At 57.9% G+C, this 15,036-nt stretch carries 16 protein-coding genes; 10 read left to right on the top strand and 6 right to left on the bottom strand.

From position 1 onward, the window contains the following. Window positions 1-45: 45 nt before the first annotated feature. From EBB79_RS18410 to EBB79_RS18400, 3 genes are all read left to right on the top strand, one after another. Window positions 46-369, top strand: coding sequence for an NIPSNAP family protein (locus EBB79_RS18410; protein ID WP_127750286.1), 324 nt, complete (start codon window positions 46-48; stop codon window positions 367-369). Continuing rightward, on the top strand, window positions 366-710 hold the full coding sequence (locus tag EBB79_RS18405; protein WP_127750285.1) for an antibiotic biosynthesis monooxygenase family protein: 345 nt from the start codon (window positions 366-368) through the stop codon (window positions 708-710). The genes EBB79_RS18410 and EBB79_RS18405 overlap by 4 nt, the downstream gene beginning before the upstream one ends. A gap of 159 nt (window positions 711-869) precedes the next feature. Next, window positions 870-1,151, top strand: a complete 282-nt coding sequence (locus tag EBB79_RS18400) for a hypothetical protein (protein WP_127750284.1) — start codon at window positions 870-872, stop codon at window positions 1,149-1,151. Between the two features lie 105 nt (window positions 1,152-1,256). On the opposite strand, the gene EBB79_RS18395 is transcribed toward EBB79_RS18400, so the two are convergent. After that, window positions 1,257-3,284 carry an NADPH-dependent 2,4-dienoyl-CoA reductase gene (locus EBB79_RS18395; RefSeq protein WP_127750283.1) on the bottom strand — a complete coding sequence of 676 codons (2,028 nt, stop codon included), beginning with the start codon at window positions 3,282-3,284 and terminating at the stop codon, window positions 1,257-1,259. Between the two features lie 130 nt (window positions 3,285-3,414). Between EBB79_RS18395 and EBB79_RS18390 the strand changes: the two genes are divergently transcribed. Continuing rightward, window positions 3,415-3,897, top strand: coding sequence for an RNA pyrophosphohydrolase (locus tag EBB79_RS18390; RefSeq protein WP_127750282.1), 483 nt, complete (start codon window positions 3,415-3,417; stop codon window positions 3,895-3,897). Window positions 3,898-3,971: 74 nt separating this feature from the next. Here EBB79_RS18390 and EBB79_RS18385 read toward each other — a convergent pair whose 3' ends face one another. After that, window positions 3,972-4,850, bottom strand: a complete 879-nt coding sequence (locus tag EBB79_RS18385) for an EamA family transporter (protein ID WP_127750281.1) — start codon at window positions 4,848-4,850, stop codon at window positions 3,972-3,974. A gap of 77 nt (window positions 4,851-4,927) precedes the next feature. On the opposite strand from EBB79_RS18385, the gene EBB79_RS18380 reads away from it, so the two are divergent. Beyond that, entirely contained in the window at window positions 4,928-5,425 is a 498-nt protein-coding gene (locus EBB79_RS18380) for a MarR family winged helix-turn-helix transcriptional regulator (protein WP_127750280.1), read from the top strand. A gap of 59 nt (window positions 5,426-5,484) precedes the next feature. On the opposite strand, the gene EBB79_RS18375 is transcribed toward EBB79_RS18380, so the two are convergent. After that, window positions 5,485-6,474: an adenosine kinase gene (locus tag EBB79_RS18375; protein WP_127750279.1), complete on the bottom strand. Its 990-nt coding sequence runs from the start codon at window positions 6,472-6,474 to the stop codon at window positions 5,485-5,487. Continuing rightward, on the bottom strand, window positions 6,471-7,115 hold the full coding sequence (nth, locus tag EBB79_RS18370) for an endonuclease III (RefSeq protein WP_127750278.1): 645 nt from the start codon (window positions 7,113-7,115) through the stop codon (window positions 6,471-6,473). The genes EBB79_RS18375 and nth overlap by 4 nt, the downstream gene beginning before the upstream one ends. A 900-nt stretch (window positions 7,116-8,015) precedes the next feature. Between nth and EBB79_RS18365 the strand changes: the two genes are divergently transcribed. The 3 genes from EBB79_RS18365 (at window position 8,016) to EBB79_RS18355 (ending at window position 10,362) form a co-directional block, all read left to right on the top strand. Then, window positions 8,016-8,867: a methylated-DNA--[protein]-cysteine S-methyltransferase gene (locus tag EBB79_RS18365; RefSeq protein ID WP_127750277.1), complete on the top strand. Its 852-nt coding sequence runs from the start codon at window positions 8,016-8,018 to the stop codon at window positions 8,865-8,867. A 145-nt stretch (window positions 8,868-9,012) separates the two neighbouring features. Next, window positions 9,013-9,684: a YiaD family glycine zipper/OmpA-like lipoprotein gene (locus EBB79_RS18360; protein WP_127750276.1), complete on the top strand. Its 672-nt coding sequence runs from the start codon at window positions 9,013-9,015 to the stop codon at window positions 9,682-9,684. Between the two features lie 141 nt (window positions 9,685-9,825). Further along, a complete protein-coding gene (locus tag EBB79_RS18355; RefSeq protein WP_127750275.1) occupies window positions 9,826-10,362 on the top strand; it encodes an NADPH-dependent FMN reductase in 537 nt (178 codons plus the stop codon). A 15-nt stretch (window positions 10,363-10,377) separates the two neighbouring features. Here EBB79_RS18355 and EBB79_RS18350 read toward each other — a convergent pair whose 3' ends face one another. Beyond that, a complete protein-coding gene (locus EBB79_RS18350; RefSeq protein ID WP_127750274.1) occupies window positions 10,378-11,418 on the bottom strand; it encodes an NAD(P)/FAD-dependent oxidoreductase in 1,041 nt (346 codons plus the stop codon). Between the two features lie 58 nt (window positions 11,419-11,476). Between EBB79_RS18350 and mnmC2 the strand changes: the two genes are divergently transcribed. Beyond that, window positions 11,477-12,145 carry a tRNA (5-methylaminomethyl-2-thiouridine)(34)-methyltransferase MnmC2 gene (mnmC2, locus tag EBB79_RS18345; RefSeq protein WP_127750273.1) on the top strand — a complete coding sequence of 223 codons (669 nt, stop codon included), beginning with the start codon at window positions 11,477-11,479 and terminating at the stop codon, window positions 12,143-12,145. Then, the gene (locus EBB79_RS18340) at window positions 12,142-13,041 is read left to right on the top strand and encodes a DMT family transporter (RefSeq protein WP_127750272.1); all 900 of its coding nucleotides are present in this window, start codon (window positions 12,142-12,144) and stop codon (window positions 13,039-13,041) included. Before mnmC2 ends, EBB79_RS18340 begins: the two co-directional genes overlap by 4 nt. Here the strand turns inward: EBB79_RS18340 and EBB79_RS18335 are convergent. Then, on the bottom strand, window positions 13,015-14,979 hold the full coding sequence (locus tag EBB79_RS18335; protein WP_127750271.1) for a lytic transglycosylase domain-containing protein: 1,965 nt from the start codon (window positions 14,977-14,979) through the stop codon (window positions 13,015-13,017). The two genes, EBB79_RS18340 and EBB79_RS18335, sit on opposite strands and share 27 nt — an antisense overlap. Window positions 14,980-15,036: the final 57 nt, after the last annotated feature.

Here is a 15,036-nt window from a genome sequence, read left to right as displayed (position 1 = left end):
AGCAGCCCAAGCAGATAGAAGCAGGTCAGCAACACGGAGACATCTATGCTGACCTGTATTATCCGCTACCAAATTGACCCAACAAAGAAAGCTATGTTCGAGCAATACGCCCGCAACTGGGGGCAAGCGATCCCACGCTGCGGCGCTGACCTGATCGGATACTATGCCCCGCACGAAGGCTCATCGACATTGGCCTATGGTATCTACAATGTCGCCAGTCTGGCCGATTACGAATCCTATCGAGCCCGGCTTTCCGCCGATCCATTGGGGCGAGAAAACTATGAGTTCGCACAGAAGGAGAAGTTCCTGTTGCGCGAAGACCGGACCTGGTTGAAGTTGGCCTCTTCACCGCATGGAGACCCTGAATGATAGCTGTCCTGTTCGAAGTCCGTATCGCCGAGGGCCGCAAACCCGATTACCTGCAGGTTGCCGCTGACCTGTTGCCAGTGTTGCAGCAGATTGATGGCTTCATCTCGGTTGAGCGGTTCCAAAGTCTGAGTGATCCGGACAAATTGCTGTCGCTGTCTTTTTGGCGCGATGAAGAGGCGGTGGCCAATTGGCGGGCACTGACAGAACATCGCGCCGGGCAGGACAGCGGACGCAATGGTATCTTTGCCGATTATCGCCTGCGGGTGGCCAGCGTGATCCGTGACTATGGTATGAATGACCGGGATCAGGCCCCGACAGACAGCCGAGACATCCACGGTTGAGAGGGGCGTAGGGTGTGTGGTTCAGAATGCAGCGGCCAGTCGGGTCCCCTGATTGATCGCCCGTTTGGAATAAGTGGGGAAAACAATGGGGAGAGGAAAGTCGTGCAGATAACACACCCGGTGATAATCTCTTACAAGGTAATGGGCTTAGAGAGCCTTATGCAGGCAGTTGACGAACTAGATGGTGATTATCTCGTTGCGTATGCGTTAGCCCCAGATGGTTCGTGCTCTAATGATGTCCTTGTTCTTGAAACAGATGTTTACAGTGATGCAGACGATGAATTTCTCGAGTTCAAAGGTCAAAAGTACAACTGGGAAGTAGAGCTTTATAGTTTGAAGAGCATCAAGACATATTTTAGTGAGCAGTCGGGCAATGCCTCCAGCGAAAGGTTGGTAGAGGCCGCAAAGTACTTTTTGATAAACAGGGCGTATCTTTCTTAGCAAACGTAGGTCCCAAAAAAAGGAGTACTGAGCACTGAGACAAAAATATTCACTGACAACGTTTTAGATGACGCTCACCGGTGAAACAGATGAGCGTCTATTTATTTACAACTCAGCCGCCAACCGGGTGCCCTGATCGATGGCCCGTTTGGCGTCCAGTTCTGCGGCTACATCGGCGCCGCCGATGACATGGCAGGAAACGCCCTTGTCTGTCAGCGCATCAGCCAGGCTGCGCTCGGGCACCTGACCCGAACACAGGACTATTGTATCAGCCGGAATCACTGTCGGGGTTTCACGCGCTTCACCAAACGAGACATGCAGTCCCTCGTCGTCGATCCGCTCATAATTGACGCCACCAACCAGTTCGACCTGCTTCATCCGCAACGTGGCGCGATGAATCCAGCCGGTGGTTTTGCCCAACCCCTTGCCATGCGCCTTGGCCTTGCGCTGCAACAGGGTGACTTTGCGGGCCGGAGCCGCAGGTTGCGGACCCTCTGGTGCCAGTCCGGCGCGGTGTTCATCCGGATCAGCAACCCCCCATTCCTTCATCCACAAGGGCAGGTCGGTTGTCGGGCTGTGACCCTCTTCCAGCAGGAATTCGCTGACATCATAGCCAATGCCGCCGGCACCGATCACAGCAACATGCTGGCCAACTGGAGCCTTGCCGCGCAACACGTCAATATAGTTCAGCACGTTGTCGCGGTCCTGGCCGGGGATCTCAGGGTCCCGCGGGGTGACGCCGGTGGCAATCACCACTTCGTCAAACCCGGCCAGATCATCGGCCGCGACTGTGGTGCCCAGCTGCACGGTGATCCCGGCCTTGGCAACCATGGTGCGGTACCAGTCCACCAGCCCCCAGAACTCCTCTTTGCCCGGCACCTGCTTGGCCATGTTCAACTGACCGCCCAGTTCCTGTGCCTTGTCAAACAAAGTGACCGAATGGCCCCGCTCTGCGGCGGTCAGCGCGGTGGACAAGCCAGCCGGACCCGCCCCAACAACGGCCACGGTCTTAGCAACAGTGGCCGGTTCGATCAGCAGTTCAGTCTCGTGGCAGGCCTGTGGGTTGACCAGACACGAGGACAACTTGCCGCCAAATGTATGATCCAGACAGGCCTGGTTGCAGGCAATGCAGGGCGCGATCTGATCGCCGGTCCCCGCTATCGCCTTTTTGACAAAATCCGCATCTGCCAACATCGGACGTGCCAGCGACACCATATTGGCGCAGCCTGTTGCAAGTACCTCTTCACCGACTTCTGGTGAATTGATCCGGTTCGAGGCAATCAGTGGAATGCTGACCTTGCCCATCAGCTTCTTGGTGACCCAGGCAAAGGCCGCGCGCGGCACGCTGGTGGCAATGGTGGGAATGCGGGCCTCGTGCCAGCCGATGCCGGTGTTGATGATGGTGGCGCCGGCCTTCTCGATCTCCAGGGCCAGCTGCACCACCTCGTCATGGGTCGAGCCATTGGGGACCAGGTCGATCATCGACAACCGGTAGATAAGGATGAAATTCACCCCAACCGCCTCGCGGGTACGGCGCACCACTTCGATTGGCAGGCGCATCCGGTTCTCATAAGATCCACCCCAACGGTCTTCACGTTTGTTGGTGTGGGTGACCAAGAACTGGTTGAGGAAATATCCCTCGGAGCCCATGATTTCGACGCCGTCATAGCCCGCGTTCTGGGCCAGCAGGGCGGTATTGACGATGTCTGAGATTTGTTTCTCGATGCCGGCTTCGTCCAGCTCGGTCGGCATGAACGGCGAGATCGGCGATTTCACGGCGCTGGGGGCAACGCATTTCGGACCATAGGCGTAACGTCCGGCATGCAGGATCTGCATGGCGATTTTCCCACCAGCGCGGTGCACCCGGTCGGTGACAATAGCGTGGTTCTTCACGTCGTCATCCGTGGTCATCATTGCCGCGCCAGGCAGAACTGAGCCCTCAAGATTGGGGCCAATACCGCCAGTGACCATCAGCCCAACCTCGCCACGGGCACGGGTGGCATAGAACTCGGCGACCCGGTTCCAGTCGCGGGTTTCTTCCAGGCCAGTGTGCATCGATCCCATCAACACGCGGTTCTTCAGGGTGGTAAAGCCCAGATCCAATGGCGCCAACAGATTTGGGTACTCAGTCATCACACTCTCCCTCAGATTTGCCGGACAGAATTGCGGCCTTGGCGCGCCTTGTCATCCGAAACGCCGCGTCACCCTCTTGTACGACGCTGGGGCAACGCTAAACAGTAGCACACAACAACAGGAGAGCGAGATGACCCCGAGTGAGATTGCCAAGCTGCCTTACCGCCCCAATGTCGGTGTGATGATGATCAACGCGGATGGCGATGTGTTCGTCGGTCAGCGCAAGGATCGGTTCAAGGACGCTTGGCAGATGCCGCAGGGTGGCATTGACCCGGGCGAAGATCCCCGCGCAGCTGTCCTGCGTGAACTGGAAGAGGAAACCGGCGTCACGCCAGATCTGGTCACGATCATCGCCGAAAGCGATGGCTGGCTGCCCTATGATCTACCGCACGACGTGGTGCCCAAATTCTGGGGTGGCAAGTATCGCGGCCAAGAGCAGAAATGGTACCTGATGCGGTTCACCGGGACGGATGATCAGGTCAACATTGACACCGACCACCCCGAGTTTTCGACCTGGTGCTGGCAGCCGGTGGATCAGCTGGTCGACAAGATTGTGCCGTTCAAGCGTGAGGTTTATGCGCGTGTGATTGTAGAATTTAAGGCGCATTTGTAGGGCTTTGGCCTGTAAGTTGCGCTATGTTTGGTCATGCCAGCCCCAAGGGCTGACATGGGTATCTCTAGGCTGGATCAGACTTTCTGTGACGTGAAGCTGAAAGGGCGCAGGTTCAGTTTGCTTTGCCCCAACCACACGCTGAACAGGGCTAGCAATGCGCCAGCACCCTGACTTGGCGACAGTGTCTCCCCCATGACGACCCAGCCAAGGAGTACGGCTGACAAGGGGCTGAATACGCCCAGAATAGACACTGATGCTGGATCAATCCGCGCAATTCCACGGAACCACAGCACATAGGTCAGCGCGCCGCCGATCAGACCAAGGTAGGCCAGACCCAGCAGGTTTGCCGGGCTGAAGCTGGGGATCTCAGGTGTGATCCACAAGGCCACTGGTAGCAACAACAGCCCACCTGCCGTCATCTGCCACGCGGTAAAGGTCAGCGGCGGTACGGGTGGCTGCCATTTCCGGGTCAGAACCACGCCAGCCGCCATTGCTGCCGCACCGCCCAAGCCGGCCAGAACCCCGACCGTGTCCAATTTGGCTGCCGGTGTCAGAAGCAACAGCGCAACACCTGCAATGCCCAACAGAGCGGCAAGAATTTGGCCACCGCGAATTTGAGTTTGCAGCACTAAGCCAGACAGAAAGATCACAATTAGCGGCTGAACAGCCCCCAGCGTTGCGGCGACGCCGCCCGGTAGGCGATAGGCCGAGATGAACAGCATGGCCCAGAAGATCGAGAAATTCAGCGCGCCAAGGATGAAGATTTTGCCAAGCCAGTTCAGCGGCGGCAGTTGCCGCACAATCAGCAGCAGTAACAATCCGGCGGGCAGGGCGCGTAGGAATGCCACTGTCATGGCCGAGTGCTCGGGCAGGAACTGGGTGGTCACGATATAACTGCTCCCCCAGATGGCAGGTGCAAGTGCGGTGAGCAGCAAATCTAGTCGTCTGGACATGGGAATCTCCTTTTATCTTGATGTCGAGATAATTGGATTAAATCTTGACGTCAAGATAAAATCTGCGACAAGAGAATATGGACCACGTAGATTTCATTACCCGACAGTGGGAAAAAGAGCGGCCAGATCTTGATGTGACGGCCATGGGGATCATTGGTCGCGTCGCGCTTTTGTACCTGGCCTATCAAAAGGAAATGAACCGGAATTTTGTTAGGTTTGGCCTGAATTCTGCAAAGTTCGATGTGCTGGCGACGCTGCGCCGGGCGGGCGCACCACACATGTTGTCACCCGGTGCTTTGCTTCAGGCAACGATGGTGGCTTCGGGGACCATGACCAACCGCATAGATCGGCTTGAAAAAGATGGTTTGGTCAGGCGCAGCGTGAACCCGGACGATAGCCGCAGTTTCCTGATTTCTCTCACGGACAGGGGGCTGACACTGGTTGATGAGGTGGTCACCGAACATGTGCAAATTCAGGCGTCTATGATGGCTGGCCTTGATCCTACTGAAGTCGAGGCCTTGCAGGCTTTGCTGAGCAAGGCCCTGGTTTCTGCTGACCTTGGCCAGGACCCCTGACAAGAAAAGGCCGCCCGAAAAGGGGCGGCCTGTCGATGTTTCATTTAGTTAAGCTGATATCAAATCAGGCCTTCGGCCTTCAGCATGTGCAGCATGTTGGCCTCTGGGCGGGGACCGATGTGACTGATCACCTCGCCAGCGCAGACACAGCCGATTTTCGCACAGGTTTCCAGATCCCGACCAGTGGCCAGCCCAAACAAAAAGCCAGCCGCAAACTGATCGCCAGCACCAGTGGCATCAACCGGAACAACTTTGGTCACAGGGACTTCGATGTGCTTACCTTCGGAAACAACTGTCACGCCATCGCCCGAGCGGGTGCAGACGACCAGCGGGCAGATCGCGGCGGTTTTGGCTAGTGCCTCCTCCAGATCGTCGGTTTCGAACAACGACCTGATCTCGTCCTCGTTGCCGATCACATAGTCCAGCTCGTTTTCGATCAGCGACAGGAAATCAGCGCGGTGGCGTTCCACACAGAACGGATCAGAGATCGCGATGCCAGCCTTACCGCCACCCTCGTGACAGCTGCGTGCGGCTTCCAGGAACGCGGTTTTGCCTTTGTCCTTGTCGAACAGATAGCCCTCAAGGAACATGATCTGGGCTTGGCCCGCGACATCTTTGGATACATCAGCCGAGCTCAGCTCGGAGGAGATACCCAGATAGGTGTTCATCGACCGTTCACCGTCGGGTGAGACAAAAATCATCGAGCGCGAGGTCGGCAACTCGCCGCCTTCAACAGGTGGGTTCACAAAATCAACGCCATCGTCGCTCATCGATTTGGCGTAGAATTGCCCCAGGGCATCGTCATGTACGCGACCAATAAAGGCAGCATCCAGCCCCAGCGCACCGGCGCCAGCGATGGTATTGGCCACAGATCCGCCCGGTGTCTGCACCCGACCTTGCATCGCGGCATAAAGCACCTCGCCGCGTTCGCGCTCGATCAGCTGCATGATGCCTTTTTCGATGCCCATCAGGTCAAGAAAGCTGTCGTCGCTTTGGCTGATGACATCCACAACGGCATTGCCGATGCCAACAATCTGGTAGGTCTTCATAGGTTTTTGTCCTCAAACATGCACAGGTCGCGGATCAGGCAGGTGCCACAGAGCGGTTTGCGTGCTTTACAATGATAACGGCCGTGTAAGATCAGCCAGTGATGGGCGTGAAGCTGAAAATCAGCGGGAATATTGTCTTCGACGGCGCGTTCAACCGCATCGACATCCTTGCCCGGCGCAATGCCGGACCGGTTGCCAACGCGGTAGATATGAGTGTCGACGGCCTGTGCCGGTTGCTGCCACCACATGTTCAGAACCACATTGGCGGTCTTGCGCCCGACACCCGGCAATGATTGTAGTGCAGCGCGGGAATTGGGGACCTCGCCGTTGTAATCATCCACCAGAATGCGGCTCATCTTGATCACATTCTTGGCTTTTTGGCGAAACAGCCCGATGGTCTTGATATGCTCGGTCAGCCCGGCTTCGCCCAGATCCAGCATTTTCTGCGGCGTGTCGGCAATTTGGAACAAGGCGCGGGTTGCTTTGTTCACCCCGGCATCCGTGGCCTGCGCCGACAGGGCGACCGCCACTGTCAGGGTGTAAACATTGACATGATCCAGCTCCCCTTTGGGTTCTGGTTCAGAATCCTGAAACCGAGTAAAAATCTCTCGGATCGTATGATAATCGAGTTGCTTTGCCATCGGCGGCCTTAATGACGTGACCCGCCCTGTATCGCAACGGGAAACCTGTAAAATGGCTCAGGCCGGGTTAACCCTGTGCTGTTTCGCAACAGCTATCCGACCATTCATGTGGTTGACTAAGATCGTGCGAACGGGCCACTTCGGCCATGATTGGTCTTTATGGTGATCGGTTGCTTCAAGCCCCGACTGATAAAATGCTCTAAGCGTGGGATTGACGCTACCTACGCGCTCTTCCACACTCCTAGCCACACATTTATAACAACTTTGTTGGGATATCATGCCGAGCCCTATCAAATGCACCCGTCTTTTTTCAGATGACCGTGGAGAAAGTCATTTTGAGGATATTGAGATTGACATGTCGTCAATACAATACGCTCCACCAGCTCCGGCATTGGACCTCTCAGAATCGACTGACGCAACTCGGTATTTCTGGCTTCGCTTTCCGAAAGACTGGGAGGATGCGGCTCATCCATCCCCGCGCAGACAATTGTTCGTCGTATTGGAAGGAGTGGTCGAAGGTTGGACAAGCATCGGCGAGACCAGAACCTTTAGAGCAGGCGATCGCCTGCTAATGGAAGACGTCACCGGAAAAGGGCATGGTGCCAGACCACTAAATGGCGAGGCTTTGGCGGTTGTGATAGCCTTGGCATAGTAATGTGCATACCCAAAATTCGCTAAGTCCCGCACTGCGGTCGTTGGTATTCGACGCAGCGAGCCCCTTAATTTGCCGTTCCTGGCCGATGCCGCACGTGTTCCAAGGTCTGGAAGAACCTATTGGCTGATGTTGCGGATGAAGACGCTGGGAAACACCACTTTAACCAACACAAGGCGCAGGTTTCGGGTCGTTTGTGCGCAGGTTATTCCCTAATCTGACATCAGACGACGACAGGAGACGTGCTGATGAACACTCAGGCCAATGAGAAAAGCTATCACTATGGTGTCATGCGCCGGGCGATTGAACTGATCGATGAGGGCGGCGAGGATCTGTCGCTCGAGGACCTGGCTAAAAAGATGGGCATGAGTCCGGCTCACTTTCAGCGGCTGTTCTCGGCCTGGGTTGGGGTTTCGCCGAAACGCTATCAGCAGTACTTGCGGTTGGGTCATGCCAAATCCTTGTTGCACGGTAATTTCACCACGCTAGGCACAGCGCATGCGGTTGGACTGTCTGGAACCGGACGTCTGCACGACCTCTTTCTGCGTTGGGAGGCGATGAGCCCGGGTGAATATGCCCGCAAGGGTGCAGAGATGCAGATTTCCTGGGGCTGGTTCGACAGCCCCTTTGGGTTGGCCTTGGCCATGGGCACGGCCAAGGGCATCTGCGGTATGGCCTTTGCTGCCGAAACCGGCACCGAGGCAACCATGGCCGATATGCAGTCCCGCTGGCCCAAGGCCACTTTCATTGAGGATCCAATGATGCTGCGGCCCTTGGTGACGGCGGCCTTTGATCAACGCGGTGAAACTGCCCTGCATATGATTGGTGCGCCGTTACAGATCAAAGTCTGGGAGGCCCTGCTGCGTATTCCCTCGGGGCATGTTTCAACCTATTCCGAAATCGCCCAGTCGATTGGCGCGCCCCGTGCTCAGCGGGCGGTTGGCACCGCTGTGGGCCGCAATCCGGTGTCTTGGTTGATCCCGTGCCACCGGGCTTTGCGTAAATCTGGTGCCTTGGGGGGGTATCACTGGGGGCTGCCAGTGAAACGCGCCATGCTGGCGTTCGAGGCGGCGCGCAGTGAAGAGCGCAGCGACGCTTAAGGCGCGTTTCCGCCTTGAATGACGGTTTGTGCGCGGGGAATTGCCGATCTGCAGGGGGCTGGGGTTGAGCCTTGACCCCACAAGCATGATACATTGCCGCAAAAGACGCGCGGCAGGCGCGGTTCCGAGCAGAAAAGGCAATACCATGACCATGCTGAAATTCTCGACTGCAACCGTGTTGGTTGCTGCACTGGGCCTGGGCGCCTGTACCAATGCGACACTGATAGACAATTATAACGGCGACCCCAATCAGAACACCAAAAGCGGTGCAATCATTGGCGGTATTCTGGGGGCCAGCGTTGGCGCCTTGTCCAACAGCAGTAATAAAGGTGCTGCGGTAATCGGTGGCGCGGTCCTGGGAGCAGCCGCAGGCGGCGCGATTGGGCACGGCCTGGATCAGCAAGCGGCTGAACTACGTCAGCAGCTGGCCAATGACGGTATCACAATCGTCAATACCGGCGATCGGCTGATTGTCTCTTTGCCCAATGATCTAACGTTTGCCAGTGACAGCTATGCCATCAGTTCGGCAGTGCAGTCCGATCTGCAGAAAATCGCCGACAGTCTGCTGCGCTATCCGGATAGTTCAGTTCAAGTGATTGGTCACACCGACAGCGATGGTGATGCCAGCTATAATCAAGGCCTTTCCGTCAAGCGTGCGGACGCAGTTGCCGATCAGATTCAGGCTGGCGGCGTGCCCTATAATCGGGTGCAGACGACGGGAGAGGGCGAAGACCAGCCCGTTGCCAGCAATCTGACACCGGAAGGCAAGGCACAGAACCGTCGGGTTGAGATAGTGGTGAAACCACAATCTAGCTAAGGGCAACCCGTCTTGCAGGCGTGCTATTGCGACCGGATTTTGCAGCCGCGCACATAAGGTGCGCAGTGTTTGGGCTTTTGCAATTGCCATCAACGCGTAAGTGTTGGGGCAAGCTTTCTCTTATGAACAAAGGATGCCTTTATGCCAACGCCTGTGCTTTTGACACTGTCCGGCTCGTTGCGCCGTGATGCCACCAACCGCAAACTTCTGCTAGAGGCCGTACGGCTGTTTGGCGATGCCACTCATGTTGTGGCTGACCTGGATCTGCCGCTCTATGATGGCGACGTCGAGACGCGCGATGGCGTTCCGGCGGCGGTTCAGGTTCTGGCAGATCAGATCACGGCGGCGGATGCCGTTCTGATCTCTACTCCGGAATATAACGGAGCCCCATCCGGAGTGTTGAAAAACGCGCTCGACTGGGTCAGCCGAACCGAAGGCCGCCCCTTTGCGGACAAACCAGTGGCAGTGATGTCAGCGGCGGCAGGTGCGGCAGGCGGGGCCAAGGCGCAAGAGATTCTGCGGACGTTTCTGGTGTCATTCAGGCCCAGGGTCCTGGATGAGCCAAAACTGCATTTGGGCGGGTCTGGCAGCCAGTTTGACGAGAGTGGTCATCTGACCAGTGACGCGCATGTGACGACGCTTGCGGCGTTAATGCAAAAGCTGCGCGCCGAGATTTAGGGCAAAACAGTTCGCCTAAAGATTATCCTCGACCCGAAACCCCCGGGGGATGGTATCTACGCCATCCAATAGCAGATCTGCCATCACATGTGCCACTTTGGGGGCCATGCCAAAACCGATCTTGAAGCCTCCGTTGGCGATGAAATGGCCGGGGCGACCTGGGTATTCTCCCAGCATGGGGCAGCGGGATTTGGCGCGAGGACGCACGCCCGCCCAGCGGTCGATGACCTCGGCCCCATGCAAAACCGGCATAATGGCGCGGACACGCTCGATCACGTCTTCCAGCTTGTCGTCGGTCTCATCTGGGGCATCGAACAGGCGCTCACTGGTCGATCCGATGGCCAATGTCCCCTCAGCATGCGGGATCATGTAAAGATTGTCGGCCAGAATCTGCGGTGCTTCGCCGGCATTAAAGCGCAATACGGCGGATTGACCTTTGACGCCGCTGCCCACTGGCTTGCCCAACTCGGCGTTCAGTTCCAGCAGGCCAGCAATGCCTTTGGCATGGACCACCTGTCCCTGATCCGGGGCCTCAGCCACCACCTTGATACCCATCACCGCAAGTGCTGCAATCAGGCTGGCGCTGGCGTGGCGCGGTGACATTCGCGCAGCCAGCGTATCATGGATGATGTATCCAGTGGGGCTAGAGGGGCACCAGGGGCCCAAGTCGGACACCTTGCAGACGGTCCACTCGGCCTCACCTTGCCACAGGGTGCGCGCGGTTTCAGCGCGCCTGTGGGCAAATGCCAGGGCCTTTTCATCCTTGATCGGCTGCAAACGGCCAGTGCGACCATATCCGGGGGAGACGCCGCCAGTGGTTTCAACCTCGGACCAGAACTTTTCCGCCATCAGCAAGCTGCTCAGCTGAAAGGCTTTCTTGGGGTTCCACTTTTCCGGCACATGGGGGGCAAGAGCACCGACCAACCCGCCACTGGAGCCCGAACCCGCGCCGTAGGGGTCGATCACCTGCACCTTGGCGCCGCGCTGGGCACAGACCCAGGCGATTGTCAGCCCAAAGGCGCCCGCGCCACGCACCGTTATGTCAGCCATTGCCATTTGCCTATCCTTTCGCCAGTGTCGCGCCGTTTCAAATCACCATCTAAGGGATATTTTCATGGCAGACCAGCAGGCGCGCCTGAGCTGGCGTGACGGCACCATTCCGGTGTCCGACCAGTTTGATGATCCCTATTTTTCGCTGCAGGGCGGCTTGGCCGAGGGCGAGCATGTGTTTTTGGCGGGCAACGATCTGCCCGCGCGGTTCGCGCTAGGGTTTCAGATCGCCGAACTGGGCTTTGGCACCGGGTTGTCGGCGTTGACGGCCTGGAAAGCCTGGGAACAGGCGGGGATGACCACGCCCCTGCGTTTTACCAGCTTCGAGGCCTTTCCGATGGCACCCGAAGACATGGCCCATGCACTGGAGGCGTTTCCCGACATTGCCCCCTGGGCCGCCCGGTTCCTGCCCCATTGGCAGGGCGGCGGGACCTGCGATTTGGGCACGTTGCAGCTAGAGGTGATCATAGGCGACGCCCGAAGGTCGCTGCCAGAGTGGACAGGCCAGGCAGATGCCTGGTTTCTGGACGGGTTCTCTCCGGCGAAAAACCCCGAGCTGTGGCAGGCCGATCTGATGGCCCAGGTGGGGCGCCATACCAGGTCAGGGGGCTGTGCCGCGACCTATACCGCCGCAGGATTTGTGCGGCGTGGGTTAGAGGACGCAGGATTCGAGGTAACCCGCGTGCCCGGTTTTGGGCGTAAGCGACATATGACAAGGGCACAGATGCCATGACGACGACGGCTACAGCAGCTAAAGCACAGCGCCAGACCAACAATGTATCGCTGGGTGTGATGCTGATGATTGGGGCGACGGTGGTGTTTGCCCTGCAGGACGGTATCTCGCGGCATCTGGCCGGTACCTATAACACCTATATGGTAGTGATGGTGCGCTACTGGTTCTTTGCGGCCTTCGTGGTGTTTCTGGCGATGCGTGCACCGGGTGGCGTGCGCGCAACAGCCCGCACCGATCAGCTGGGCCTGCAGATCCTGCGCGGCGTGCTGCTGGCGGGTGAAATCGTGGTGGCGGTTTATGGGTTCACGATCTTAGGTCTGATCGAAAGTCAGGCGGTGTTCATCTGTTACCCGCTGCTGGTGGCGGCGCTGAGCGGTCCGGTGCTGGGCGAGAGCGTCGGCTGGCGCCGCTGGATGGCGATTGGGCTGGGCTTGATCGGGGTAATGATCATTCTGCAGCCAGGGGCAGGGGTTTTCAATCCGGCGGCGGTGATCCCGTTCGTCTCGGCGCTGATGTTCGCGGTCTATGGCTTGCTGACCCGCTATGCAGCCCGCCGTGACAGCACGGCCACCAGCTTCTTTTGGACAGGTATCGCCGGAGCCGTTGTATTGACAGCTGTAGGCATGTGGTTTTGGGAGCCGATGGTGGGCCGCGATTGGCTGTGGATGGGTTTGCTCTGCGTTTCAGGCGTAGCCGGTCATTGGTTGCTGATTAAATGCTATGAGGTGGCCGAGGCCAGCGCCGTGCAGCCCTTTGCCTATTTCCACTTGATTTGGGCCGCATTCCTAGGAGTCTGGGTCTTTGGAGAAGTGATCCGCGACAACGTGGTCATAGGGGCCGCGATCATCATGGCGGCGGGCCTGTTCACCTTATGGCGCGAACGAGCTAAGGGTTGACCCTGAGAGCTCCTGTGAAAACGGGATGGGCAGAGGCGTTTTGCCCAGCCGGGCGCGGTAAACCGGCAGGCTTTCGGTGACGCGCATCACATAATTGCGGGTTTCGTTAAAGGGGATGTGCTCGATCCAGTCCACGATATCCGGAGTGCCGTCACGCGGGTCGCCATAGCGTTCCATCCAGGCGATGGGGCGTCTGGGCCCGGCGTTATAGCCTGCGGCCATCATCACTACGTTGCCATTGAAACTGCCCGCCAGCCCGGCCAGATAGTTGGCCCCTAGTTTGGCGTTATAGTCCCATTCAGCGGTCAGCCGCGAAGTGGCGTGCTTGGCCAGGATGCCCAGCTCACCTGCGACCAGTTTCGCGGTGGCCGGCATCACCTGCATCAATCCGCGCGCCCCTGCACCGCTGATGACCACATGGTCAAACTCGCTCTCGCGTCTTGAAATTGCCAGCACCATGTCCATGGCCATAGGCAGCGGTTGCTTTGCCACCGGATGCAAAGGGAAATAAGCGCCATGCAGTTCCATACTTTGACGTGCTGCGCGTTTGGCGATCATCACGGCAAGATGCGACTGGTCCATCTCAACCGCCATCAAACCCAATTGTCGTGCCTGAACCTCGTCCAGGCCCTCGACCAGATGGGTCAGGAACCGTTCGGCCAGATCCAGCTCGCCAGTGTCGATCATCATCAGCGCGGCCTTGGTTACTGTAGACTTGGCAAAACCCGCTTGTTCCCACGACGGCACTACAGGCGGATTTTCCAACGCTGGGTTAAAGCCGCGGCCGATCTGTTCGGCGGCCAGTAATCCATAAAACGAAGTCTGATAATTGGCCCCCAGCGCATAGGCCTCGTGGGCTTTGTCTGGCTCACCCTGTGCGGCATAGGCACGGCCCAGCCAATAGCCGCCGCGGCCAATCGAAATCGGGGTCTCTATAGAATCCAGGAACCTCAGAAAATGTTGCACGGCCGAGGCCGGGTCGTTCAGCTTTTGCAGAGCAATATAGCCGGCCAGCCATTCCAGATCCGAGTAATTATAACCGGCCTCTGGTGTGGTGAAATGCCGTGCGGCCAGTTGGTAGGCCCGCTGATGATTGCCGTCACGCATGTCCTGACGGGCCAGATCCCGCCGCCGCCGGGCCCATTGCTCGGGCTCACCCAAGCCCGAGGCACTGGCGCTGCGTTCCAGCATCAGTTTGATGGCGTCTTCGCGCCGTTTTTTGCGGTCGCGCCAGTTAAACCGGTCATGTGCCAGTCCCGGCGCGTTGCGCAGGTCTTCCGGGATGGCCTCTATCTTGGCATCGACGCCTGCAGCCTTTTCCTTCAGGGCGATGCGGGCCTCGGCCAGCTTGCGATCCCCATCAGGGACCAGCGACAACATTCGTTTAGAGCTGACCAGATGCTTGTCCCACAATAGCCGATCCAAACGCGCGGCGTGATGGGGTTTTAGCAGCGTTGAATAGTCCTTTAGGTAAGCGGCCTGCAATCCGGATCCCATTGCCATGGTCCGCCATGCGACCACAAGATTCGCCTCACCGTCACCTCGTTTCCCTGTGGCAATCAGGGCTTTGGCAAAGCTAAGAACGCCTTCGGCTGTCTGAGGAGACTCGGTGGCGTAGAACTTCAAAATAGTATCAGTCCCTGCGGCTGCAACGGCGGGTTCGCTTTTGCGGCGCAGGTAGGCCAGACCCGGCCAATCCGGGCGCCGTTGCAGAAAGGCCAGCGCGTCATCCGCCGATCCCATGCCTTCGCGCAACCGGTGCCATTCGATCACATCAGCGGCCACATCGCCCGACTTTGCAGCCGTGGTTGCCGCCTGACTCCATTTTTCGGAACGCATCAAATCCAATGCCGCACCCAGCTGTTGACCCTGTTGGGCAAGAGCAGAGTTGGTCCAGAGGGCAGAAAACAGTGCTAGAAAGATCAGAATGCGTGTCATCACTTGCATTTCCCAATGAACCAAGGCTAGAGCCATTGACGATAATCTGTGACATGC

It is taken from the genome of Parasedimentitalea marina (genome assembly GCF_004006175.1).
In the GTDB taxonomy this organism is placed as follows: Bacteria; Pseudomonadota; Alphaproteobacteria; order Rhodobacterales; family Rhodobacteraceae; genus Parasedimentitalea; species Parasedimentitalea marina.
The sequence above is the reverse complement of the archived record's forward strand: the minus strand, read 5'-3'. Positions and strand labels throughout refer to the sequence as shown.